Genomic DNA, 21200 nt, shown 5'->3' with positions numbered 1-21200 from the left:
TCACCCCTGTTCAGCCCGAACTCCATCGGCAATCTGCTGCATCTGCTCTGCTGGCAGGAACCCCCGCAGCATTTCGGTGCCCAGCACGAAGGATGGCGTGCCGGTGATCTGCATCCGTTGCGCCAGCGCGCGGGTCTGGGCGATTTCCTCGGTCACTTTATCGCTGTCCATCGCGGCAATGATCGCGTCGCTGTCCAGCCCCAGACCGTCCGAGATACGGCGCAGGGTGACTTCGGAGGGTTCTCCACTGAACTCCAGCAATGCGTCATGCACCTGCTTGTAGGCATCGCCCCCGGCCACATGTTTGGTTGCGACCGCAAACCGCGAGGACAGGACCGACGCTTCGCCCAGAATCGGGAACTCCTTGATCACAAGGCGGATGTTGCCGTCTTCGGCCAGTAGGCTGGTCACCTCGGGCACGGCGCGGCGGCAATAGCCGCAGCGATAGTCCATGAACTCGACCAGCGTGATATCGCCCTCGGGGTTGCCGCCGACCCAGCTATAGCCATCGTCGAACAGCTCGTCGGCATTTGCTGCGACCAGTTCCTTGTCGGCCAGCGCTTCGGCGGCGGCGTTGCGTTGTTCCAGAATATTGATCGCCTCGATGATCACCTCGGGGTTTTCCAGCAGGTATTCACGGACCTGCGCGCCGAATTCGTCTTTCTCGGCCTGGCTCATGGCGTTCAGGTCCAGCGCCTGTGCAGGACTGGTGAGCATGGAAAGCCCCAGAAGGGCGGGTGCTGCATGTCTGAGGATCATTTCCGTTTCCTTTTTTCCTTTTCGGCGCGTTGTGAAGCAATCAACACATCCTGCGCCCTTTGCCAACCCGGTGAGCCTTCGGGCAACTGCCCAATGGCCCGTTTTGCGTGAATGCCTGCGTCGGCGAGCTTGCCTTGCAAAGCGTATCGTTCTGCGGTGACGGTCGAGGCCATCCCGTTATTGCCAACCTTGGCGTAAGCCGCACCCAGATCGCGCATCAGCCGGACGTCGCGATAGTCCCGAGCGCGTGCTTTTTCAAGGGCTTGCAGGGCTTCGTTCGTCTTGCCATGCGCCAGCAAGGCGCGGCCATACCCGGCGAGGATCAGAGAGTCATTGGGGGCCATGTCCACGGCCTGGCTGTATGCTGCAACAGCCTCGGACAACTGTCTGTTTTCCAGCAGGATTTGCCCTTTCAGATCATAGTAGAAAGGATCGTCGGGGCGCATTGCCAGTGCCTCGTCAATCGCGGCGCGGGCACGGGCCAGATCGCGGTTCTGGTGATGGGCCGAGGCCTCGCGCATCATGCGGATGTCGTAATCGGTTTCCTCATGTGACCGGCGCAGGGTCCAGGCGGGCGAGCGCAGAAATGCCGAGAGTTTGCCCTTGACCCGCGCAAACCAATAATCGGCATTGGCATTGGGCTGCGCCTTGTCGCCGAACTGATCCAGAAAGGTTTCGGCAGCGCGCAAGCGTTCGCGGCTGGTGGGGTGCGAGCGCATATAGGGGTCCTGATTGGCCGGGCTCAGCAGTTCCTGACCCGCAAACTTCCGGTGCAGTTTGACCATGCCGCTGGGCGAAATGCCCGCCCATCGCAGATAACCGGCGGCGCTGCGGTCGGCGGCAGATTCCTCGGCGCGCGTGTGTCCCAGAAAACTGCGCAGGGCGGCGGATTGCGTGCCCGCAGCGATGCCTGCGGCGGCCTCTCCGCCACCGGCGGCACCGGCGATCAAGGCAAGGGCCGTTCCCAAACCCGCCTTGCGCTTCGCAGCTTTCAGGTTCTCGGCGCGCCGGGCCAGATGGCCGTTGGCGATATGCGCGGCTTCATGCGCGATCACGGCCTGCAGCATGTCGGGGCTGTCCACCGTCAGAATCAGCCCGTAATTCAGATAGATGGCGTTGTAATCGATGACGAAGGCGTTGAAGGTGCTGTCATTGACCACAAGGATGCGAACCCGGTTGGTGTTCAGCCCAGCGGCGCGCAGCACCGGAAAGGCCAGTTCGCGCAGCCCGTGTTCGATATCTGGGTCCCGGATCAGGCCTTGTGCATGGCTTTGCGCGGCGGCTGCCAGCCACATCACCGCAGCCAGCATCAGGGCCGGGATTGACGCCAGCCGGGATACGCGTTCAAAAGCCATGTCAGAAACATGGGAGATGGGCATGAGAAACTCAACCCGGTCCGGGGTCGATCCTTTCATTGTGATGGATGTGATGGAGGCCGCGCGCAAAGCGGAAGAGGCCGGGCGACATGTCATCCATATGGAGGTCGGCCAGCCCGGAACCGGTGCCCCCAAAGGCGCGACCGAGGCCTTGGCAAGCGCAATGGAACACGGCCCGCTGGGCTATACCGTGGCGCTTGGTTTGCCCGCATTGCGCCAACGCATCGCCCGGATGTATGGCGAATGGTACAACGTCGATCTGAATCCTGACCGGGTGGTGATCACGCCCGGATCCTCGGGCGGTTTTCTGCTGGCTTTCACGGCACTGTTCGACAGCGGAGATCGGGTCGGGATCGGTGCGCCGGGCTACCCCTCGTACCGTCAGATTTTGAAAGCGCTCGGTCTGGTTCCGGTCGATCTGCCGACCGCGCCGGAAAACCGGCTGCAGCCGGTTCCGACCGATTTCGCCGGGTTGGACTTGCAGGGGCTTATGGTTGCCTCGCCCGCTAACCCCACCGGCACCATGCTGGATCATGCGGCGATGTCGTCTCTGATCGACGCGGCGCAGGGGCAGGGCGCATCCTTCATCAGCGACGAAATCTATCACGGGCTGGAATATGAGGCCAAAGCCGTCACCGCGCTGGAACTGACGGATGAGTGCTACGTGATCAACTCGTTCTCCAAGTATTTCTCGATGACTGGCTGGCGCGTGGGCTGGATGGTGGTGCCCGAGGATCAGGTGCGCGTGGTCGAGCGCATCGCGCAAAACATGTTCATCTGCGCGCCGCATGCCAGTCAGGTCGCGGCCCTGGCGGCGATGGACTGCGAGGATGAGTTGCAGGCCAATCTGGACGTCTACCGCCGAAACCGTGCATTGATGCTGGACGGTCTGCCCAAGGCCGGATTCACCAATATCGCGCCTCCTGACGGGGCGTTTTATGTCTATGCCGACGTGTCGGACCTGACCGATGACAGCCGCGCCTTTGCGGCCGAGATCTTGGACAAGGCCGGGGTCGCTGTGACGCCGGGGCTGGACTTCGACCCTCAGCGCGGCCACAGGACGCTGCGCTTTTCCTACGCCCGCGCCACCGCTGACATTCAGCAGGGGCTGGACCGGTTGCGTATCTTCATGGCGGAACGCGGGGCAGTCACGGAACAGGCCTGAGCCGTTCACAAACGCGCCCCGATGGGATAGGCTGGCGCGCAAACGATCTCGGGTAAACTTGAGGCCATGAGCAGGATACTCTTTTGCATTGCGCTGATCTGGGCGCTGGCTGGTGCTGCCGTTGCGCAGGATATCAGCGCGTTGGCGCGTGTTCAGCCCAAGGACAGCCGGATTGTGGATACCGGGCAAACCGGTGTCCGCGTGGACCTGAGTTTAAGCCAGGGCGTGCCATACCGCATCTTCACCCTGCGCGATCCCTACCGGATGGTTCTGGATTTTCAGGAGGTCGACTGGACCGGCCTGACCCGCGACGACTTTCTGCAGTCCAAGCGCATCAGCGGTGTGCAGTTCGGAGCGTATGTGCCGGGCTGGTCGCGTCTGGTGCTGGAACTGGGTGCGCCGATGGCAGTGGATACGGCGGAATTGCGGATCGACGAAAGCTCGGGCGCAGCGCTGCTGTCCCTGCATCTGAAAGGTACTTATTTCGACGCCTTCAACGCTGCGGCCGGTGCGCCGCGCAACCCCGGGTGGGATTTGCCGGAACCGGCTGTGATCGAGGGTGAGGCCCCACGCCGTGCAGACCGCCCCCTGCGCGTTATGCTGGACCCGGGCCACGGCGGTATCGATCCGGGGGCCGAGTTTGGCGGGATCGACGAAAAGACCATGATGCTGGTTTTCGCGCGCGAGCTGCGGGAACTGCTATTGCGGTCAGGCGGTTACGAGGTGATCCTGACCCGCGTCGAAGATCAGTTCGTCTCGCTGGAACGCCGCATCGCGCTGGCGCATCGGGCCGGGGCGGATGTGTTCATTTCGCTGCATGCCGATTCACTCTCTGAAGGGCAGGCACATGGTGCAGCGGTCTATACTCTGTCCGCCGACGCATCGGATGTGGCCAGTGTAAAACTGGCGGAACGGCATGACCGGGGCGACCTGATTTCAGGCATCGATCTGAACGGGGCCGACGATCAGGTGGCCGATGTTCTGCTGGACATGGCACGGCAGGAAACCAAACCCCGCACCAACGCGCTGGCACAGGCTTTGGCGAACGGCATGGCGCAACAGGGCGGACCCATGAACAGCAAACCCTTGCGCACGGCATCCTTTTCGGTGCTCAAGGCGGCGGATATCCCCTCGGTACTTGTTGAGCTTGGGTTTCTTTCCAGCCCCAGAGACTTGAAAAACCTGAAAAATCCGGAATGGCGCGCCAGGATGGCAAAGGGCATCTATCAGGGGCTCGAGGACTGGCACCAGCAGGATGTGATCAGGCAATCCCTCATTGGTCAGTGACCCGGGCGTCCAAAACGGCTAGAATGCGCTTGTGGTTTTGACCCTCGGGCGGTGCATCCCTATATAGGCGGCAGCGCGAGAAAAAGGCAGTAACGTGATCCGGTTCATTCTTTCGATTTTCGGGGCGATCTTCAGCCTCGTGACTTTGGGTATTTTTATGGCTGCACTGGTGATCGGTGCGGTGTTCTGGATGTATGGCCGTGACCTGCCCAGCCATGAATCGCTGGCGCAGTACAAGCCGCCGACCATCAGCCGGATTTATTCAGGCGAAGGGCAACTGATCGACGAATTCGCACAGGAACGCCGCCTGTTCACGCCGTCCGAGGAAATCCCCGATCTGGTGAAACAGGCGTTCATCTCGGCGGAAGACAAGAATTTCTATACACATCAGGGCTATGATCCGCGCGGTATCATCGCCGCCGGGGTTGAGGCCGTGCGGACCAAAGGTGAGACCGTGCGCGGGGCCTCAACCATCACGCAGCAGGTGATGAAAAACTTCCTGCTGTCCGGTGACCGCCGGGCCGAGCGCAAGATCAAGGAGATCATCCTTGCGACACGGCTTGAGGATACGTTGGACAAGGAACAGATCCTCGAACTTTATATGAACGAGATTTTTCTGGGCCAGAACTCCTATGGCGTGACCGCCGCTGCCCAGACCTATTTCAACAAGACGCTGCAGGAACTGGCCCCGCACGAAGCGGCGATGCTGGCCGCGATGCCCAAGGCACCTTCGGACTACCACCCGGTTCGGCAGAAACAGCGCTTGCTGGATCGCCGCAACTACGTGCTGCGCGAGATGCGTCAGAACGGCTATATCAATCAGGCTACCTATGACACCGAGGTCGAGATGCCCCTGCGCTCTGTCCAGAACGGTGATTTCGAAAGCTTCCGCACCGCCTTGCCGCCGCGTGACTATTTTACCGACGAAATCCGCCGCCAGCTGAGCGAAGATTTCGGCGAGGGTGAATTCTTTACCGGCGGCTTCACCGTCCGCGCCTCGGTCGACGAAGAAATGCAGGTCGAAGCGGCGCGCGCGTTGCGCGAGGCGCTACAGAAATACGACCTGTCGCGTGGCAAATGGCGTGGCACGGGCGAGGTCATCGCCGAAGAAAAACTGTCAGATGAAGCGCAATGGCGCGAAGCGCTGTCCATCATCGAAATCCCGCGCGATGTGGTGCTGCCGACCCAATGGTATCCTGCCGTGGTGCTGAACGTGGCCGATCAGTCCCTGACCGTCGGGGTCGAGGACGGCCCCGCCGACGGCATCATCCCGCGTTCGGACATCAAGTGGATGCAGGGCGATTTCGCAGCCAATTTCAAACGCGGCGACGTGATCCTTGTCATGGCCGGGGAAGAGGGCCAGTGGTCCGCCCGTCAGGTGCCCGAAGTGCAGGGCGGCTTTGTCGCAATGGACGTGAACTCGGGCCGCGTTCTGGCAATGCAGGGTGGGTTCTCGTACCAGGACACCGTATTCAACCGCGCCACGCAGGCGCAGCGCCAGCCCGGTTCAAGTTTCAAACCCTTCGTCTACGCCGCCGCGCTGGACAGTGGCTATAGCCCCGCCACCATTGTTGTGGATGCCCCGATCGAGGTGAACACGCCACAAGGCCTGTGGCGGCCCAAGAACTCATCCAACAAGTTCTACGGCCCGACGCCGTTGCGCACCGGGATCGAGCAATCGCGGAACCTGATGACCATCCGTCTGGCGCAGGAGGTCACGATGCCGGTTGTCGCCGGATACGCGGAACGGTTCGGTGTGTACGACCGCATGGGCGCATTTCTGGCGAACTCGTTGGGGTCCGAAGAAACCACGCTCTACAAGATGGTCGCCGCCTACGCGATGTTTGCCAATGGCGGTGAGCGGGTCGAACCCACTCTGGTCGACCGCATTCAGGACCGGTTCGGCAAAACGATCTACCGTCATGACGACCGGCAGTGTCTGGATTGTAATTCCAGCTGGCTGGAACCGGATGAGTCGCCCACTATCGAGACCAACCGCAGCCAGGTCATGGACGCGATCACCGCGTATCAGCTGACCTCGATGATGAAAGGCGTTGTGGATCGGGGCACGGCGTCCCGTCATGTGAACCTGCCGGTGCCGACCGCCGGTAAAACCGGAACGACCAACGAATCCAAGGACGCGTGGTTTATCGGCTTCACATCCAACATCGTTGCCGGGTGTTACATCGGCTATGACCGCCCCCGTCCAATGGGGCGCGGGGCTTACGGCGGCACCATGTGCGGCCCGGTGTTCCAGAGCTTCATGGAAAAAGCGGTCGAGAAATATGGCGGCGGCCCGTTCGAAGTGCCTCCGGGTGGTCACTTCATCAAGATCGATCGTTTCAGCGGCGCGCGTCTGCCCGCAGATGCCAGCGGCGAATACGTGGTGGCTGAATACTTCCGCGACGGCGTCGATGGGTTCATCGATCGGGTCTATGACGGCGGCTTTGCCATCGGCTCGGACCTGCCCTTGTTCGAAGAGGTGCAGCGCGCCGGTGTTCAGGTGCAAACCTCGACCGGTCAGACCGTCATTGTCGGGCCGAAAGCCACACAGGGCGATGTGACGACCGGTGGGCTTTACTGACCTGCGGCTTTCAGGAACAGGTTCAGCAAATCGGCCTCGTCATCGTGGGTGACCAGGCCGTTTGACCTCCAGAAAATCGACAAGGCGCATTTCGCTGCCGCCCAATTGGCAAGCCGTGCGCGCGGCAGTTCCATCGCGTTTGCATAGAGGGTCAGGCAGGTCTCAATTTGCCGCCTTTGGCGCACTACGTCGGGCATGCCCTTGGGATGACGCAACGCGTTGGCCAGTTCGAAGGCGGGGTCGCCCAGATACCCTTTGGCATCAATCACACGAGGACCATCCAGCGTCAGGATGACATTGTCGGGATGCAAATCCCCATGCAGCGGTGCAAGCGTTGTCTGAGTGTCCAGCAGGTCTTGTGCCAAAGCCATTGCGCGCTGCATGTCCCTTTCCAAAGCGGTATGGCAACTGTCGGCGAACGTACAATCGAACAGGGGCGCAAACACATCACCCAAAGGCTTTAATCCTGAGCATTGAACCGGTGGATGCCGGTGCAACTGATGCGCCGTTTCCGCAAGCATCTGCGTGGCGTTGTCCACCTGACCACGTCTCGCGATGTCTCCCAGCGAGGGCCCGGTCAGCCACTCCATCAGTACAGCGTTGTCGACCTCCGCAATGATCCGAACGGCACCTCGGTCTTGCCATGCCGTCAACAACGCCGTGCCCGGCGCCTCGTTGCCACGATCAGGATTGCGATACAGTTTCAACGCAGCAGCAGACTCGTCGGCCTGGATGACCTTCCATACGAGCGCCGCTCCGGTGTCGGCCACGCCGATTGGCAAGGTCAAACCCCATTGATCCAGAATCTGCTGCGGAGGGTTCTGCATTCGCGTCTCGCCTGTCTTGTGGTGGCCTGCGCCTCTTGCTATCACGCAGGCCTGATTGAGCAAGTTGGGACAAGACCATGCGCGCCGAAACCCAGAACATCGTGGCGGAAATCGAAAAGTCGCTGGAGCTGCTGGCGCAGCGCATGGACTATGAAACCGCGCCGCATCGGCTTGAGGAATTCAACGCGCGCGTCGAGGATCCGAACCTGTGGGACAGCCCCGAAAACGCCCAGAAACTGATGCGCGAGCGTCAGATGCTGGTGGACGCCATCGAGACCTACGAATCCATCAAGACCGATCTGAGCGACAATATCGAACTGATCGAACTGGGTGAGATGGAAGAGGATGAAGAGGTCGTCCAGGACGCCGAAGCTGCCATCAAGACCCTGAAAGCCAAAGCCGCCAAGAAAGAGCTTGAAGCGCTGCTGGATGGTGAAGCCGACAGCAATGACACCTTCCTCGAGATCAACTCGGGCGCAGGCGGGACCGAAAGCTGCGATTGGGCATCGATGCTGGCACGGATGTATGTGCGCTGGGCCGAGAAAAAGGGCTATACCGTCGAGTTGCAGTCCGAGACGGCAGGGGAAGAGGCGGGGATCAAGTCTGCCGCCTACAAGATTTCCGGGCATAACGCCTATGGCTGGCTGAAATCGGAAAGCGGCGTGCACCGGCTGGTGCGCATCTCGCCCTATGACTCGGCGGCCAAGCGGCATACCTCGTTCAGTTCGGTCTGGGTCTATCCGGTGGTGGACGACAATATCGAGATCGAGGTCAACCCGGCGGATATCCGCATCGATACCTACCGGTCCTCGGGCGCGGGCGGTCAGCACGTGAACACCACGGACTCGGCGGTGCGGATCACGCATATTCCTACGGGCATCGTTGTGACCAGTTCCGAAAAGTCGCAGCACCAGAACCGTGATATCGCAATGAAGGCGCTGAAATCGCGGCTCTACCAGCAGGAACTCGACCGCCGCAATGCGGATATCAACGCCGCGCATGAGGCCAAGGGCGATGCGGGCTGGGGCAACCAGATCCGATCCTACGTGTTGCAGCCCTACCAGATGGTGAAGGACCTGCGGACGAACCACGAAACCTCGGACACCAAAGGGGTTCTGGACGGTGATCTGGACGGCTTCATGGCCGCGACGCTGGCGCTGAACGTGGCAGGCAAAAGCCGGTCCGAGGCGCAGGGCGACGGGTAAGCCTGATCAACGCTGCGGTTTGGGTAAAAATACATCTGAACGGCAGGTTTAAATGATCTGCACGTCTGGTTAGGCTGGCCGCGAACGGCAGCAGCGCAGGCAAGAATGATCCATCCTTTCACATCAGCCACCGAGTTGCTGGGCAAGCTGGCGAACCGCCAATTGTCGGCCGTGGACCTGATGCATAAGACGCTGGACCGGATCGAAGCGGTCAATGGCGCGGTCAACGCCATCGTCGCGCTGCGGAGTAAAGACGCCTTGCTGGCCGAGGCGCAGGCCTGTGATGCCGGACCCATCCGCGGGCCGCTGCACGGGTTGCCGATTGCGGTCAAGGATCTGGTCGATGTGGCGGGCATCCTGTCGGCTCAGGGCTCTCCGATTTTTCGGGACTTTGTGCCGGAGACGGACGCCTTGATCGCGGAGCGGGTGCGGGCGGCTGGGGCGATCCTCATCGGCAAGACAAACACGCCAGAGTTCGGTTTGGGCTCAAACACGTTCAACCCGGTCTACGGGGCGACCCGGAACCCGTACGATATCGCCCGCAGTTGCGGCGGGTCGTCCGGCGGTGCTGCCGTTGCACTGGCGACGGGGATGGTGGCGCTGGCGGACGGGTCCGACATGATGGGCAGCCTGCGCAACCCGGCGGCGTGGAACAATGTTTACGGGTTCCGGCCCAGTTGGGGCAGGGTGCCGTCTGATCCGGTCGGCGACGGGTTCCTGCATCAGCTATCAACCCTCGGCCCCATGGCGCGCAGCCCCGAAGATTTGGGGTTGCTGCTGGACGTGATCTCGGGGCCTGACCCCCGGTCGCCGTTGGCAACGCAAGACGAACCGGTGTCCCCGGTGCAGGCCGCCGATCTGACTGGCGTTCGAATTGGCTGGCTTGGCGATTGGGGCGGAGCGTTCCCGATGGAAGACGGCATATTGAGCCTGTGCCGGGATGCGCTGACCGTGTTCGAAGACCTCGGTGCGCAGGTCGACGCTGTGCCCCCGCCTTTCGACCCGGAAAAGATGTGGAACAGCTGGATCACCCTGCGATCCTGGAGCGTGGCGACGGGCCTTGAGCCCTTGCTGGACCACCGCGCATCTTTGAAAGACAGCGCGCAGTGGGAACTGGATCGCGGTCTTGCCATGACAGCGATGGAGGTGCACCGGGCCAGCCTGATCCGGTCTGACTGGTTCCGGAAAGCGGCTGCGCTGTTTCAGGACTACGATGCGCTGGTCCTGCCCGCAGCTCAGGTCTGGCCCTTTGGCATCGAAGCGGAGTACCCGGCCCAGATTGCCGGGCAGGGTATGGATACCTATCATCGCTGGATGCAGGTGACGGTTCCGGTCAGCCTGATCGGGTTGCCCTGTCTGGCCGCGCCCGCAGGGTTTGGTGCGGACGGGCTGCCGATGGGAGTGCAGCTTTTCGGCCCACGCGGGGCGGATGCGCGCCTGTTGTCATTCGGGGCGGCCTATCATGCGGCAACCAGATGGCCGGAAAGAAGACCGGCGATGCCATAACGCCGGAACGGGAGGAGGAAGAGACATGGACAAACCGTTTGGCGTTCCCAAGATGCGCCCGGCTGATACGGCGATGCTGCGCACGGCCTTACAGCAGGCCTGGGGCGATTTCCGGCGCGCGCCGCTGTTTGGGCTGATCTTTGCGGGGGTCTATGTACTGGCCGGTTGGGCGATGGCTTGGGTCACGATCCAGACCGGAACAACGTTCTGGCTGGTGCTTGCGGCCATCAGTTTTCCGCTGATCGGCCCGTTTGCGGCGGTGGGTCTATACGAGGTCTCGCACCGGCTGGAACAGGGTGAGCCGCTGGATTTCAGCTCGATCTTCGGCGTCGTCGTACAGCAAAGCCGCCGCCAGTTGCCGTCGATCTGCGCCATTATCGTTGTCATGTTTCTGTTCTGGTTCTTCCTCGGGCACATGATCTTTGCGCTGTTCATGGGGCTGTCGACGATGACCAATGTATCCTCATCGCTTGAAGTGTTTTGGACCCTGAACGGTCTGACGATGCTGGCGGTGGGCACAGCGGTCGGTGCCATCTTTGCGACGCTTTTGTACATGATCACCGTGCTGTCGATCCCGATGCTGCTGGATCGGGAACTGGATTTTGTGACGGCGATGATCTCCAGCTATTCCTATGTCGCGGCCAATCTGCCCGTCATGCTCGGGTGGGGTGCGTTCATCGCGGTCGTGACGCTTTTGTCGATGATCCCGTGGTTTCTGGGCCTGTTTCTGGTGCTTCCGCTGTTGGGCCATGCCAGTTGGCATTTGTACCGTCAGATCACTCAGGATACCGAGGCGGGCGGTAGCTGGGGTTAGCCGATTTCAGCTTCAAGCGCCCCGACCTGAGGCCCCGCCGCTTTGCGGGCGGCCCCCAGCACAGCTTTCGCGTCCTGCGCCAGAGGGTGCAGATCGATCAGGCGGGTTTGCCCTTCGTCGTGCGACGGGTTGGAAATCGGGATCAGCGCGCCGCTCCAACCGGTTTCGCCACCGTTCGGTGATCTGGAGATCAGATAGAGCTGGCTGTTCTCGCCATTGCGGCGGGACATGAGGATATAGGTCTGCTGCGCCGAACCGGCGGCGATGCCTTGTATCTCGCGCGCATTGGGCAGGGCACGGGGCATAGCAGAGCGGGGGATGTACCCGCGCACCAGCGTGCATTGAGGCAACCGCTTGGCATACAAAAGGTTCAGCATGCCGCCACCGTCGCGTTCGGTGACGCTATAGAAGCCCGACGGGAAACCGGCGCTCTGGGTGGAGTCAGAGCCCGAACCCAAAAACTCGGTCAACAGCGAAGCCGCCGGGTGATCTGAGGGCCTTGGAATATCATTCAGATTGGTCAGCAGAATACGCGCGTCGACGTCGAAAAACCGGCAGATGCGGTCCAGCACCTCGGGGCGCGGAAAGCTTTCGCCGGTCAGGTAGCGGTTGAACTGCGTCCGGTTGATGCCAAGCTGCCGACACAGCCCCGAGACAGTCGGGTATCGCCGCACCAACCGATTGAGATTCGAGCCAAACATGGCGCGCAGTTCCGCCGGGCTGCGAATGTGGTCGGTCATACTATCCCAGGCCTTGCTTCCAACTCTGAGGAAAAAACCACAACGGCGCCGATCAGCAGACCGAACGCGCGTTAGAAATCACAAAGGTGAACCCCTGCAACGTTTCCCCTTCTACCGCTGCGAAAAGCAAGCTAACGCGCTGCAGGTCAAAGGCAACAGTTTTGCGTGGATTTGTCTGAGCTTTATTGCGGAAGTGGGCCAAAAAGCACGTATTTATTAGACAAGCACGTGCTTAACATATGGGCGAACCCTGATTTTCGAGGAGTGTCAGAAACCTTCGGCTGGTTGCCCAGCCGAAGGCAGGTATTTTATCAGTCGCCGCGCAACAAAGCGGCAACACCGGTGCGGGCGATTTCGACCAGACCCAGCGGCCGCATCAGATCGGCGAAAGCGTCGATCTTGTCGGGGGCGCCGGTGATCTCGAAGATGAATGAATTCAACGTGCTGTCCACCACATTGGCGCGGAAAATATCGGCCAGCCGCAATGCCTCGACCCGCTTGTCACCTTCACCGACGACCTTGATGATCGCCAGTTCCCGCTCGACCGAAGGGCCCTCGACCGTCAGGTCATGCACATCGTGAACCGTCACGATCCGGCCCAGCTGCGCCTTGATCTGCTCGATCACCTGCGGGGTCCCGGTGGTGACGATGGTGATGCGGCTCAGGTGGCCGGTATGGTCAACCTCGGCCACGGTCAGGCTTTCGATGTTATACCCGCGGCCCGAGAACAGGCCGATCACACGGGCCAGAACACCGGGTTCGTTTTCGACCAGAACGGCAATCGTGTGACGTTCCTGAACGTCGGAAAACGTGGGCCTTAGGTTATACGCCGAATGGCGGGTAGAGCCTTTTTTGATTTGTAGGGCAGACATTTATGTCCCTTTCGTCATTTTAACGCATCGGGCGCAGCGCCGCGCCCGACAAAATTCGTCGAATTTTGTCAGACCAGAACCGAACCTTTGCTATCGATCACGCCCTGCGTTTCGGCTTCGCCCAGCAGCATCTCGTTATGCGCTTTGCCCGACGGGATCATGGGGAAGCAGTTTTCGTGCTTTTCGACCAGACAGTCGAAGATCACCGGACCGTCATAGTTGATCATCTCCATGATCGCGTCATCCAGATCGGCGGGGTCGCTGATCATGATACCCTTGGCCCCGAAAGCCTCGGCCAGTTTGACGAAGTCGGGCAGGGCCTCGGACCAGCTGTGCGAGTAGCGCTCGCCATGCAGCAGCTCCTGCCACTGGCGCACCATGCCAAGGCGTTCGTTGTTCAGGATGAACTGTTTCACCGGCAGCCGGTATTGAACGGCGGTGCCCATTTCCTGCATGTTCATCAGCCACGAGGCTTCGCCTGCCACGTTGATGACCAGCGCGTCCGGGTGTGCCATCTGCACGCCGATCGAGGCCGGGAAGCCGTAGCCCATCGTGCCCAGCCCTCCGGATGTCATCCAGCGATTGGGGTCCTCAAAGCCCAGATACTGCGCGGCCCACATCTGATGCTGACCGACCTCGGTGGTGATATAGCGGTCGTGCTTCTTGGTCAGTTCCTCAAGCCGCTGCAACGCGTATTGCGGTTTGATCGCCTTTTCGCTGTTGGTGAAAGCCAGGCAGTTGATCTTGCGCCACTCGCTGATCTGGTTCTGCCACTGCTGCACATTCGCGGCATCGGTCTTGCGCCCGCGCGCTTTCCAGACCTTCAGAACGTCTTCGAGAACATGCGCCACGTCGCCCACAATCGGGATATCCACACGGATGACCTTGTTGATCGACGAGGGGTCGATGTCGATATGCGCTTTCTTCGAGTTCGGCGAGAACGCATCGATCCGCCCCGTAATCCGGTCATCGAACCGCGCGCCGACATTGATCATCAGGTCGCAGTCATGCATTGCCATGTTGGCCTCGTAAAGGCCGTGCATCCCAAGCATCCCAAGCCAGTTCTTGCCCGAGGCCGGATAAGCCCCCAGACCCATCAGGGTCGAGGTGATCGGGAAACCGGTCGCATCCACCAGTTCGCGCAGAAGCTGGCTGGCTGCGGGACCAGAGTTGATGACGCCACCGCCGGTATAAAAGACCGGTTTCTTCGCCGTCTCCATCGCGGCAACCAGTTCGGTGATCTCTTCCAGATCGCCTTTCAGCGCAGGCTGATAGTGCGAGGTTGAAGGTTTCGGCGGGCTGTATTCGCCGGATGCAAACTGCACATCCTTCGGGATATCGATCAGCACCGGGCCGGGGCGGCCCGATTTGGCGACGTGAAACGCCTCGTGCATCGTCTGGGCCAGTGAATCCGTGTCTTTCACCAGCCAGTTATGCTTGGTGCAGGGGCGGGTGATGCCAACGGTGTCGGCCTCCTGAAACGCGTCCGAGCCGATCATGAAGGTCGGAACCTGACCGGTCAGAACAACGATCGGGATCGAATCCAGCAGCGCGTCGGTCAGCCCGGTCACGGCGTTGGTCGCGCCGGGGCCGGATGTTACCAGCGCAACGCCGGGTTTGCCGGTCGAGCGCGCATAACCTTCGGCCGCGTGCACGGCGCCTTGTTCGTGGCGCACCAGAATGTGGCGAATGTCGTTTTGCAGAAAGATCTCGTCATAGATCGGTAGCACGGCGCCGCCGGGGTATCCGAATACCGTGTCCACGCCCTGATCCTTGAGGGCCTGAACCACCATCTTTGCGCCGGTCATCTCACGTGTCATCTGCTTTGCTCCGTTCGCGACATGTGTCTTGCGTTCCGCATAAAAAAAGCCCCCGAGATTTTTCGGAGGCGCATGGGTTGGATTATGGTTTACCGTTACCGGCCCATGCGCGTGGTTCCTACGATTACGACTAGCGCTTTCATCGCCAGAGGCTCCTTTTCTGCTTGCGGGGGACATTATGGCCGGGCGATGGGGGCGTCAACAGGCAAATGACCCAATTTTCTGACCGCAACGGTGAATTCTGCGACATTTTCTTGCGCAGATTGACGCATCTGCGGAATTTCCGCGAATTTGAGCATGCCAAAGGACAGAGTGGCGAGCCTGCGAGTGTCAAAATGCGTCAGCGCAATGTCCCAAACTGACATGAGATGCGCGTTTGTCCGAGTCACGGTGATCCTGACGCAGCAATTCACGGAGGCGGTATATGTTGATGGATTTGGTGGACCTGGGCCGATACCCGATCGACCGGCCGGACTCGCGGGCCTATGACCAGATGATCGCGGATTTGCGGCGGGAACTGGAATTGGACGGATGCGCCGTGCTGCCGGGCTTTGTTCACGAGGCTGGGTTGGAATTGCTAATTCGCGAGGCCGATGAGGTGTCGCCCAAAGCCCACCGATCTTTCAACAGAACAAATGCCTATTTCTCCAAAGACGACCCGCGGCTTGGCATCGGCCATCCGATCCGCCGGTTTTATGACCGTTCGAACGCCTTTGTGCCGGCGGATAATTTCCTCAAATCCGGCCCGCTGCGCCGGATTTACGAATTCGAAGGCTTCATGCCGTTTATCCGCGACGCCCTGAACGAACCCGCAGACCGGTTCTTTCGCTACGACGATCCGCTGGCGGATGTGATCATCAATGTTGTGGAAGAGGGGCAGGGTTTCCCGTGGCACTTCGACACGAACAACTACACGGTCACTCTGGCTATTCAAAACGGGGAATCCGGCGGGTGCTTTGAATACGTCCCGAACCTGCGCAGCGCCGAGGATGAGAACTTTGGGTCCGTAGCCTCGGTTCTGGACGGCAACAGGGCCAGAGTGCGCGAGTTGGAGTTGCAGCCGGGTGACCTGCAGATATTCAAGGGCAGGTATGCGCTGCATCGGGTTGCCCCAGTCAAGGGCGCGCGCCGCCGGTATGTGGGGATATTCTCATTCGTCGAAGCCGAAGGGATGTGCGGCGGGGTCGAGCGGACCCAGCAGCTTTATGGTCGGGTGCTGCCGCATCACTATGAGCGGGCCGGGATACGGCAAGACGATCTGTTGGACTGAAACGTGTTAACCTTCTGGCAACCAACTCACGTGGTCGGAGGTATTGATGCCAAAGCTATTGCAACTTACGCCATTTGTTCTGTGTTCGTCATTGAAAACACAGATTGACTTTTATTGTGACCGTCTGGGATTCACCTGCGGCTTCCAGCAGGAAAACTACGCCTATCTGTCATGTGGGCCGGTTGCCATTCGGCTGCTGGAATGCCCGCCCCGCGAAGACGGTAAGCCGCTTGGGGACAATCAGTCGTTTTACATCGATGTCGAGGGGATCGATGCGCTGTATGAAAGTCTGCTGCCCGGTCTGAAGGACCTGCCCGAGGGGCGCGTGCGGGCCCCGTTCGATCAGCCCTATCTGCAGCGCGAGTTCCATGTCCTCGACGAGGACGGGACGCTGGTGTTCTTCGGCGAAGACATTCGGCCCAGAGACTAGGGTGAAGGCTCCCGCCCATCGTTAGCACGCCTTTGGCGTGCCTCCTCTGGTTGGGCCCGGCAGCGCTGCGCTGCTGTGGAATGCTTAAAGCCCGGAGAACGCATGGCCTCCGGGCTGTTGGGTTACGAGTTTGTTTTTGCGTGGGTCAGCTTTGCAAACTCAATCTCGGCCTCGTGGTCGATTTCCAGATGCGACAGGTCTGTCGTACCGGCCTCGGGGTCGTTGAATACGGCGCGGTCCAGCTTGCCCACCCTGTCTGCCACGATTGTCGTGACGACCGCATCGCCAGTGATGTTCACCACGGTCCGCATCATGTCGAGGATCCGGTCAACGGCCAGAATGATCGCGATACCGTCCAGCGGCATGCCCAGCTGGTTCAGCACCATGGCGAGCATCACGATACCCACGCCCGGAACACCTGCGGTGCCGATCGAGGCCAGAACCGAGATCGAGATGATGGTCATGTACCCGCCAAGCCCCAGATCGATCCCATAGGCATTGGCCAGGAACACGGTCGCCACGCCATGCATGATCGCGGTGCCATCCATGTTGATCGTCGCGCCCAGAGGGACTCCGAACGAGGCGACCGAGCGGTCAACGCCGATCCGCTGGGTCACACATTGCATGCTGGCCGGGATCGTCGCGTTCGAGCTTGAGGTCGAAAACGCGAACACCTGTGCCGACCGCATTTTCCGCAGGAACGCCAGCGGGCTGAGGCCGGTAAACACGTAGAGCAGGGCCATCAGTGTCACGCAGAGGTGGAACACCAGGGTCAGGCTGATCGTGGTCAAATACCCCATCACCGGGACGAACAGGCCGAACCCCTCCATCGCGAAAGTTCTGGCAATCAGGCAAAACACGCCGATGGGGGCGAAGGCCATGACGATTTCGACGATCTTCATCGCCAGATCGTTCATGAACTCGCACCCTTCGACAAAGGCTTTGGCGCGGCTGCCGATCATCAGGACCGCAACGCCAACGACGATGACGTAGAAGATGATCTGCAGCATCTCGCCATTGGCCAGCGCCTGAACCGGGTTCTTCGGCACGATGTTTGCCAGAATTTGCCAGGCCGATTCCGCCGAGTTGACGGAAACACTGTGATCCGCCAGATGCATGCTCTCAAACCCGCTGCCCGGGTTGATGATATTGGCAAAGACAAGCGCGGTGGTGACTGCCAGCGCGGTTGTCACAAGGTAGGTGACAAAGGTCAGGCCGCCGATGCGGCCCAGCACTTTGACGTCTCCGATACCCACCACGCCGCAGAGCAGCGAGAAGACCACCAGCGGCACCACAAGCATCTGCAGGGCGTTCAGGAACATCTGGCCGACCATGGCGAACAGGCCGTTGGTCAGGCTGTTCTCCAAAGCCGGAATATCTAGGTAATTCAGCGTAATGCCAAGAATGGAGCCCAAGGCGAGGGCCAGCATGATCTGCGTCGTCAGGCTTGCAGAAAGTACTCTGCGGGCGGCGTATTTCATTTGTCTTCCCCCTTATCGCACTCAGCGCGCCGGATCGGGGATCCGGTGCCGAAATCATTATGTCCGTGAAGTCCGGCAACGCCGGTCGTCGTAATTGAAAGGCACGCTCTGCCGAGCGGGTTCAGGGTATTTGGTGACGCAGCGTCAGTTTTCAACTGCTTAAAAATTATGCAGGATCACATTTTTGCAATAAAATTGGGCGCGTGTAAGTGCTTGGGGGCAGATTGCAACTGTAAAATGCAGGAAAAGTTATTCTATTATAGCCTGTTACGTCACTCCTTGAACATGATCAGGTCCCAGCGGTTGCCAAACGGATCGCGCCAGACGGCGACGGTTCCGTAGGGCTCGTGCCGGGGGTCTTCCTCGAATTCGACGCCCTTGGCCAGCATCGCGGCGTGGTCGCGCTGAAAGTCATCCGTCTGCAGGAAGAAACCCACGCGCCCGCCGGTCTGGTTGCCGATGGCGGCCTGCTGATCGACTCCATCCGCCTTGGCAAGCAGCAGCGACGCGCCATCCGATCCGGGCGGAGTGACGCGAACCCAGCGCTTCCCGCCGCCCAGATCGATGTCCTGCGTCAGCTCGAAATCCAGCGTTTCGGTGTAGAACAGGATGGCGTCATCATAGTCCGGCACCACAAGAGTGACGGCGTGCAGGGATTGTTTCATCTGGGGTTCAGCCCTTGGTGGGGTGACGGTCCGGCAGCTGGATACTCGCCACCTGTTCGGCGATTGGCGCGGTGGACAAGGGGTGCTGGTCGGTACGCGAAAAAGCCTCGGGGTCCTTGATCTTTTGCCAGTCGCCCTGAACGTAAGCCTCGAGCCCCGCGAACTTGGCCTTGTACCCCATCTTCGGGCTGCCGGGGACCCAATATCCGAGGTAGACGTAAGGCAGGCCAGCCTCGCGCGCGATGTCGATGTGGTCCAGGATCATATACGTGCCCAGCGAGTTCTGAGGCTGGTGCGGATCGTAGAAGGAATAAACCATGCTCAGCCCGTCATCCAGCACGTCGGTCAGGCTGACGGCGATCAGATTGCCGGTTTCGGGGTCCACATATTCCACCACGCGGCTGCGGATCGGGGTTTCCTCGATCATCGCGGCAAATTCGAACACATCCATATCGGCCATGCCGCCATCGGCGTGGCGGGTATCCAGGTAGCGGCGGAACAGCTCGAACTGATCGTCCGTGGCCCAGGGCGACGTGGCGCGCCGTTGCAGGTAGGAATTGCGCTTTGCGGCCCGTTTCTGGCTTTTACGCGGGCGAAAGGCCGACACGTCGATCCGGGCTGACAGGCAGGCGGCGCAGTCGGTGCAGGACGGGCGGTAAAGCACGTTCTGGGACCGGCGAAACCCTTGTTGCGACAGGGAATTGTTCAGCTGATCCGCGCCTTCGCCCTGCAGCGCGGTGAACAGCTTACGCTCCATCCTGCCCTCAAGATAAGGGCAGGGCTGAGGTGCCGTCACATAGAACTGTGGCGCGATTGGCAGCGTGTGTCGCATGAAGGTCCCGTGTTTCCTGAGACCGGATGATAACAACGGTTCCCGGAACCGCCAAGTGATTCACGCGAGGGTCTTTTTACGCACGCTGGTTGATCATGACCGTGCCCAGAAAGGCATCCGTCAGCCCCTGGCCACGCGCACTGGTCAGCATCATGATGACCGAGATGATCTGGACCACGAAGAAGGTCATCGAGACGAAATACCCGGCAGTGTGCGCCACGGCCTTGCCCGCATCCATCCGCTCACCAAAGGCATCGCGCAGTTCAATCCCCATGAACCGCATGCCCAGCGTGGCCGACCCGTTTGCGATGGTAACCACCCGATAGACAAAGCTGATGACGCCGTAGATCAGGGCCAGAAAGAACAGTCCAATAAAGGCGGTGAACAGGATCGCCACCGTGCAAAGCAACGAGATAAAGGCGATATCGAACAGCCATGCAATGAAGCGTTTGGTGGTCACCGACTGGTAAAACTCGGGTTGGCTATCGGGATCGGGCAGGTGAGTCATTATGGGCTTTCCGCAGAGATTGGTCGCGTCACCCTGTCCCGAAACTCCGGGACAGGGCAAGGGGGATCAGGCAGGTTCGCCCTTGTCCGCTTCGTCGTGGTTTTCGCGGGCGCGTTCATCCATGAACTGGTCGAACTCGGCCTTGTCCTTGGCCTCGCGCAGGCGGTGCAGGAAGGCTTCGAATTCCTGCTGCTCGCGTTCCAGCCGCGCCAGCGTGTCGGCCTTGTAGGCGTCAAACGCGCTGTTGCCCGAGGGCTTCATAGCGCTCATGTGGCGGTGCCAGGATTTGCGGCGGCTGCAGGACTTGCTGAACATGCGTTTGCTCCAGATCATATAGGCCAGAAGGGCCAGGCCCACTGGCCAGAAGAAGATGAAACCAAGGACCATGGCTGCGATCCAGGCACCTTTGCCTTTGTCGTCCATCCAGGCCTCGGCACGGTAGAACCATCCCGGATTCGAAGGGGCGGCGGGTTCGGACAGTGCGGTCATTTGGGCTCTCCTGGGTTGATGTAAATTCCTTTCACATTGTCTAGATGGGGATCCGTCTGTGCGTTGCAAGAGGTCAATGTGAAAAAGATTTACATCTTGCGATCTGGTTGACGATCCGGCGCATCAGACGCAGGTTGCGTGTATGAATACGGATGACAAAAAGCCCGCCCCGACCCTTGATGAAATCCTTGATCTGGAAAAGCAGGTTTGGATGGCATTGGTCGATGGGAACGCTCAGACCGATCGCGCCTTGCTGAGCGCGGATTTTCTGGGTGTTTACCCCACTGGTTTTGCCAATCGGGATGATCACGTAGGGCAATTCGCCGATGCGCCGACAATGGCCGAGTTCAGGCTGAGCGACGAAAGGCTGCGGGTCCTGACGCCTGATATCGTGCTGTTGTCCTATCGCGCCGACTATCAGCGGCCCGACGCGCCGGGGTGGGAGGCGATGCTGATCTCCTCGCTTTGGGAGCGGCGTCACGATGTCTGGGTCAACAGTTTCAGTCAGGACACACCGGTCGAACAGGCCTGACCAGATTGCCCCATTGACGCCGCCCCACGGCAATGCGC

Annotated in this window: 21 protein-coding genes; 9 read left to right on the top strand and 12 right to left on the bottom strand. The window is 60.3% G+C overall.

Going from position 1 to position 21200, the window contains the following annotated elements:
* Together ACR0K1_RS03540 and ACR0K1_RS03535 are read right to left on the bottom strand one after the other, a co-directional pair.
* Positions 1-759: a DsbA family protein gene (locus ACR0K1_RS03540; RefSeq protein ID WP_480613816.1), complete on the bottom strand. Its 759-nt coding sequence runs from the start codon at positions 757-759 to the stop codon at positions 1-3.
* Entirely contained in the window at positions 756-2138 is a 1383-nt protein-coding gene (locus ACR0K1_RS03535; RefSeq protein ID WP_480613818.1) for a M48 family metalloprotease, read from the bottom strand. The genes ACR0K1_RS03540 and ACR0K1_RS03535 overlap by 4 nt, the downstream gene beginning before the upstream one ends.
* Here ACR0K1_RS03535 and ACR0K1_RS03530 point away from each other — a divergent pair.
* The 3 genes from ACR0K1_RS03530 (at position 2137) to ACR0K1_RS03520 (ending at position 7171) form a co-directional block, all read left to right on the top strand.
* Entirely contained in the window at positions 2137-3300 is a 1164-nt protein-coding gene (locus ACR0K1_RS03530; RefSeq protein ID WP_480613820.1) for a pyridoxal phosphate-dependent aminotransferase, read from the top strand. The genes ACR0K1_RS03535 and ACR0K1_RS03530 overlap by 2 nt on opposite strands.
* Positions 3301-3366: 66 nt before the next feature.
* Entirely contained in the window at positions 3367-4587 is a 1221-nt protein-coding gene (locus ACR0K1_RS03525) for an N-acetylmuramoyl-L-alanine amidase (RefSeq protein ID WP_480848785.1), read from the top strand.
* A gap of 94 nt (positions 4588-4681) precedes the next feature.
* Positions 4682-7171, top strand: coding sequence for a penicillin-binding protein 1A (locus ACR0K1_RS03520; protein ID WP_480613824.1), 2490 nt, complete (start codon positions 4682-4684; stop codon positions 7169-7171).
* Here the strand turns inward: ACR0K1_RS03520 and ACR0K1_RS03515 are convergent.
* Positions 7165-7998 carry an aminoglycoside phosphotransferase family protein gene (locus ACR0K1_RS03515; RefSeq protein WP_480613825.1) on the bottom strand — a complete coding sequence of 278 codons (834 nt, stop codon included), beginning with the start codon at positions 7996-7998 and terminating at the stop codon, positions 7165-7167. The genes ACR0K1_RS03520 and ACR0K1_RS03515 overlap by 7 nt on opposite strands.
* Before the next feature lie 77 nt (positions 7999-8075).
* Between ACR0K1_RS03515 and prfB the strand changes: the two genes are divergently transcribed.
* From prfB to ACR0K1_RS03500, 3 genes are all read left to right on the top strand, one after another.
* On the top strand, positions 8076-9203 hold the full coding sequence (prfB, locus tag ACR0K1_RS03510; RefSeq protein WP_480613827.1) for a peptide chain release factor 2: 1128 nt from the start codon (positions 8076-8078) through the stop codon (positions 9201-9203).
* 105 nt (positions 9204-9308) lie between these two features.
* The gene (locus tag ACR0K1_RS03505) at positions 9309-10709 is read left to right on the top strand and encodes an amidase (RefSeq protein ID WP_480848781.1); all 1401 of its coding nucleotides are present in this window, start codon (positions 9309-9311) and stop codon (positions 10707-10709) included.
* A gap of 25 nt (positions 10710-10734) precedes the next feature.
* Complete coding sequence (locus ACR0K1_RS03500) at positions 10735-11523, top strand: DUF2189 domain-containing protein (RefSeq protein WP_480848779.1); 789 nt, start codon at positions 10735-10737, stop codon at positions 11521-11523.
* Here the strand turns inward: ACR0K1_RS03500 and ACR0K1_RS03495 are convergent.
* The 4 genes from ACR0K1_RS03495 to ACR0K1_RS03480 all read right to left on the bottom strand — a co-directional run bounded on the left by ACR0K1_RS03495 (position 11520) and on the right by ACR0K1_RS03480 (position 15254).
* Positions 11520-12263 carry a helix-turn-helix domain-containing protein gene (locus tag ACR0K1_RS03495; protein ID WP_480848777.1) on the bottom strand — a complete coding sequence of 248 codons (744 nt, stop codon included), beginning with the start codon at positions 12261-12263 and terminating at the stop codon, positions 11520-11522. The two genes, ACR0K1_RS03500 and ACR0K1_RS03495, sit on opposite strands and share 4 nt — an antisense overlap.
* Before the next feature lie 311 nt (positions 12264-12574).
* A complete protein-coding gene (ilvN, locus tag ACR0K1_RS03490; RefSeq protein WP_480613836.1) occupies positions 12575-13135 on the bottom strand; it encodes an acetolactate synthase small subunit in 561 nt (186 codons plus the stop codon).
* Positions 13136-13203: 68 nt separating this feature from the next.
* Positions 13204-14955, bottom strand: a complete 1752-nt coding sequence (locus ACR0K1_RS03485; RefSeq protein ID WP_480613838.1) for an acetolactate synthase 3 large subunit — start codon at positions 14953-14955, stop codon at positions 13204-13206.
* Between the two features lie 176 nt (positions 14956-15131).
* Entirely contained in the window at positions 15132-15254 is a 123-nt protein-coding gene (locus tag ACR0K1_RS03480; protein ID WP_480613840.1) for a hypothetical protein, read from the bottom strand.
* Positions 15255-15379: 125 nt separating this feature from the next.
* On the opposite strand from ACR0K1_RS03480, the gene ACR0K1_RS03475 reads away from it, so the two are divergent.
* Together ACR0K1_RS03475 and ACR0K1_RS03470 are read left to right on the top strand one after the other, a co-directional pair.
* Entirely contained in the window at positions 15380-16225 is an 846-nt protein-coding gene (locus ACR0K1_RS03475) for a HalD/BesD family halogenase (RefSeq protein ID WP_480613842.1), read from the top strand.
* A 46-nt stretch (positions 16226-16271) separates the two neighbouring features.
* Positions 16272-16655 carry a bleomycin resistance protein gene (locus ACR0K1_RS03470; RefSeq protein WP_480848774.1) on the top strand — a complete coding sequence of 128 codons (384 nt, stop codon included), beginning with the start codon at positions 16272-16274 and terminating at the stop codon, positions 16653-16655.
* A gap of 122 nt (positions 16656-16777) precedes the next feature.
* Here the strand turns inward: ACR0K1_RS03470 and ACR0K1_RS03465 are convergent, their stop codons facing one another.
* The 5 genes from ACR0K1_RS03465 to ACR0K1_RS03445 form a co-directional block, all read right to left on the bottom strand.
* Positions 16778-18136 carry a dicarboxylate/amino acid:cation symporter gene (locus ACR0K1_RS03465; protein ID WP_480613846.1) on the bottom strand — a complete coding sequence of 453 codons (1359 nt, stop codon included), beginning with the start codon at positions 18134-18136 and terminating at the stop codon, positions 16778-16780.
* Between the two features lie 272 nt (positions 18137-18408).
* Positions 18409-18801: a VOC family protein gene (locus ACR0K1_RS03460; protein WP_480613848.1), complete on the bottom strand. Its 393-nt coding sequence runs from the start codon at positions 18799-18801 to the stop codon at positions 18409-18411.
* 7 nt (positions 18802-18808) lie between these two features.
* Positions 18809-19633, bottom strand: coding sequence for an arginyltransferase (locus ACR0K1_RS03455; protein ID WP_480848771.1), 825 nt, complete (start codon positions 19631-19633; stop codon positions 18809-18811).
* Between the two features lie 76 nt (positions 19634-19709).
* Complete coding sequence (locus ACR0K1_RS03450; RefSeq protein WP_480613852.1) at positions 19710-20141, bottom strand: RDD family protein; 432 nt, start codon at positions 20139-20141, stop codon at positions 19710-19712.
* Positions 20142-20207: 66 nt separating this feature from the next.
* Entirely contained in the window at positions 20208-20630 is a 423-nt protein-coding gene (locus ACR0K1_RS03445; protein WP_480848768.1) for a DUF2852 domain-containing protein, read from the bottom strand.
* Positions 20631-20772: 142 nt separating this feature from the next.
* Between ACR0K1_RS03445 and ACR0K1_RS03440 the strand changes: the two genes are divergently transcribed.
* Positions 20773-21162 carry a DUF4440 domain-containing protein gene (locus ACR0K1_RS03440; RefSeq protein ID WP_480613856.1) on the top strand — a complete coding sequence of 130 codons (390 nt, stop codon included), beginning with the start codon at positions 20773-20775 and terminating at the stop codon, positions 21160-21162.
* The last annotated feature ends 38 nt before the right edge of the window (positions 21163-21200 follow it).

Source organism: Ruegeria sp. F5 (assembly GCF_056533845.1).
The sequence above is the reverse complement of the archived record's forward strand: the minus strand, read 5'-3'. Positions and strand labels throughout refer to the sequence as shown.

Coding starts and splice junctions, on each gene's coding strand:
- ACR0K1_RS03540 (WP_480613816.1), bottom strand. CDS start 759: ATGATCCTCAGACATGCAGCACCCGCCCTTCTGGGGCTTTCCATGCTC.
- ACR0K1_RS03530 (WP_480613820.1), top strand. CDS start 2,137: ATGAGAAACTCAACCCGGTCCGGGGTCGATCCTTTCATTGTGATGGAT.
- ACR0K1_RS03535 (WP_480613818.1), bottom strand. CDS start 2,138: ATGCCCATCTCCCATGTTTCTGACATGGCTTTTGAACGCGTATCCCGG.
- ACR0K1_RS03525 (WP_480848785.1), top strand. CDS start 3,367: ATGAGCAGGATACTCTTTTGCATTGCGCTGATCTGGGCGCTGGCTGGT.
- ACR0K1_RS03515 (WP_480613825.1), bottom strand. CDS start 7,998: ATGCAGAACCCTCCGCAGCAGATTCTGGATCAATGGGGTTTGACCTTG.
- prfB (WP_480613827.1), top strand. CDS start 8,076: ATGCGCGCCGAAACCCAGAACATCGTGGCGGAAATCGAAAAGTCGCTG.
- ACR0K1_RS03505 (WP_480848781.1), top strand. CDS start 9,309: ATGATCCATCCTTTCACATCAGCCACCGAGTTGCTGGGCAAGCTGGCG.
- ACR0K1_RS03500 (WP_480848779.1), top strand. CDS start 10,735: ATGGACAAACCGTTTGGCGTTCCCAAGATGCGCCCGGCTGATACGGCG.
- ACR0K1_RS03495 (WP_480848777.1), bottom strand. CDS start 12,263: ATGACCGACCACATTCGCAGCCCGGCGGAACTGCGCGCCATGTTTGGC.
- ilvN (WP_480613836.1), bottom strand. CDS start 13,135: ATGTCTGCCCTACAAATCAAAAAAGGCTCTACCCGCCATTCGGCGTAT.
- ACR0K1_RS03485 (WP_480613838.1), bottom strand. CDS start 14,955: ATGACACGTGAGATGACCGGCGCAAAGATGGTGGTTCAGGCCCTCAAG.
- ACR0K1_RS03480 (WP_480613840.1), bottom strand. CDS start 15,254: ATGCTCAAATTCGCGGAAATTCCGCAGATGCGTCAATCTGCGCAAGAA.
- ACR0K1_RS03475 (WP_480613842.1), top strand. CDS start 15,380: ATGTTGATGGATTTGGTGGACCTGGGCCGATACCCGATCGACCGGCCG.
- ACR0K1_RS03470 (WP_480848774.1), top strand. CDS start 16,272: ATGCCAAAGCTATTGCAACTTACGCCATTTGTTCTGTGTTCGTCATTG.
- ACR0K1_RS03465 (WP_480613846.1), bottom strand. CDS start 18,136: ATGAAATACGCCGCCCGCAGAGTACTTTCTGCAAGCCTGACGACGCAG.
- ACR0K1_RS03460 (WP_480613848.1), bottom strand. CDS start 18,801: ATGAAACAATCCCTGCACGCCGTCACTCTTGTGGTGCCGGACTATGAT.
- ACR0K1_RS03455 (WP_480848771.1), bottom strand. CDS start 19,633: ATGCGACACACGCTGCCAATCGCGCCACAGTTCTATGTGACGGCACCT.
- ACR0K1_RS03450 (WP_480613852.1), bottom strand. CDS start 20,141: ATGACTCACCTGCCCGATCCCGATAGCCAACCCGAGTTTTACCAGTCG.
- ACR0K1_RS03445 (WP_480848768.1), bottom strand. CDS start 20,630: ATGACCGCACTGTCCGAACCCGCCGCCCCTTCGAATCCGGGATGGTTC.
- ACR0K1_RS03440 (WP_480613856.1), top strand. CDS start 20,773: ATGAATACGGATGACAAAAAGCCCGCCCCGACCCTTGATGAAATCCTT.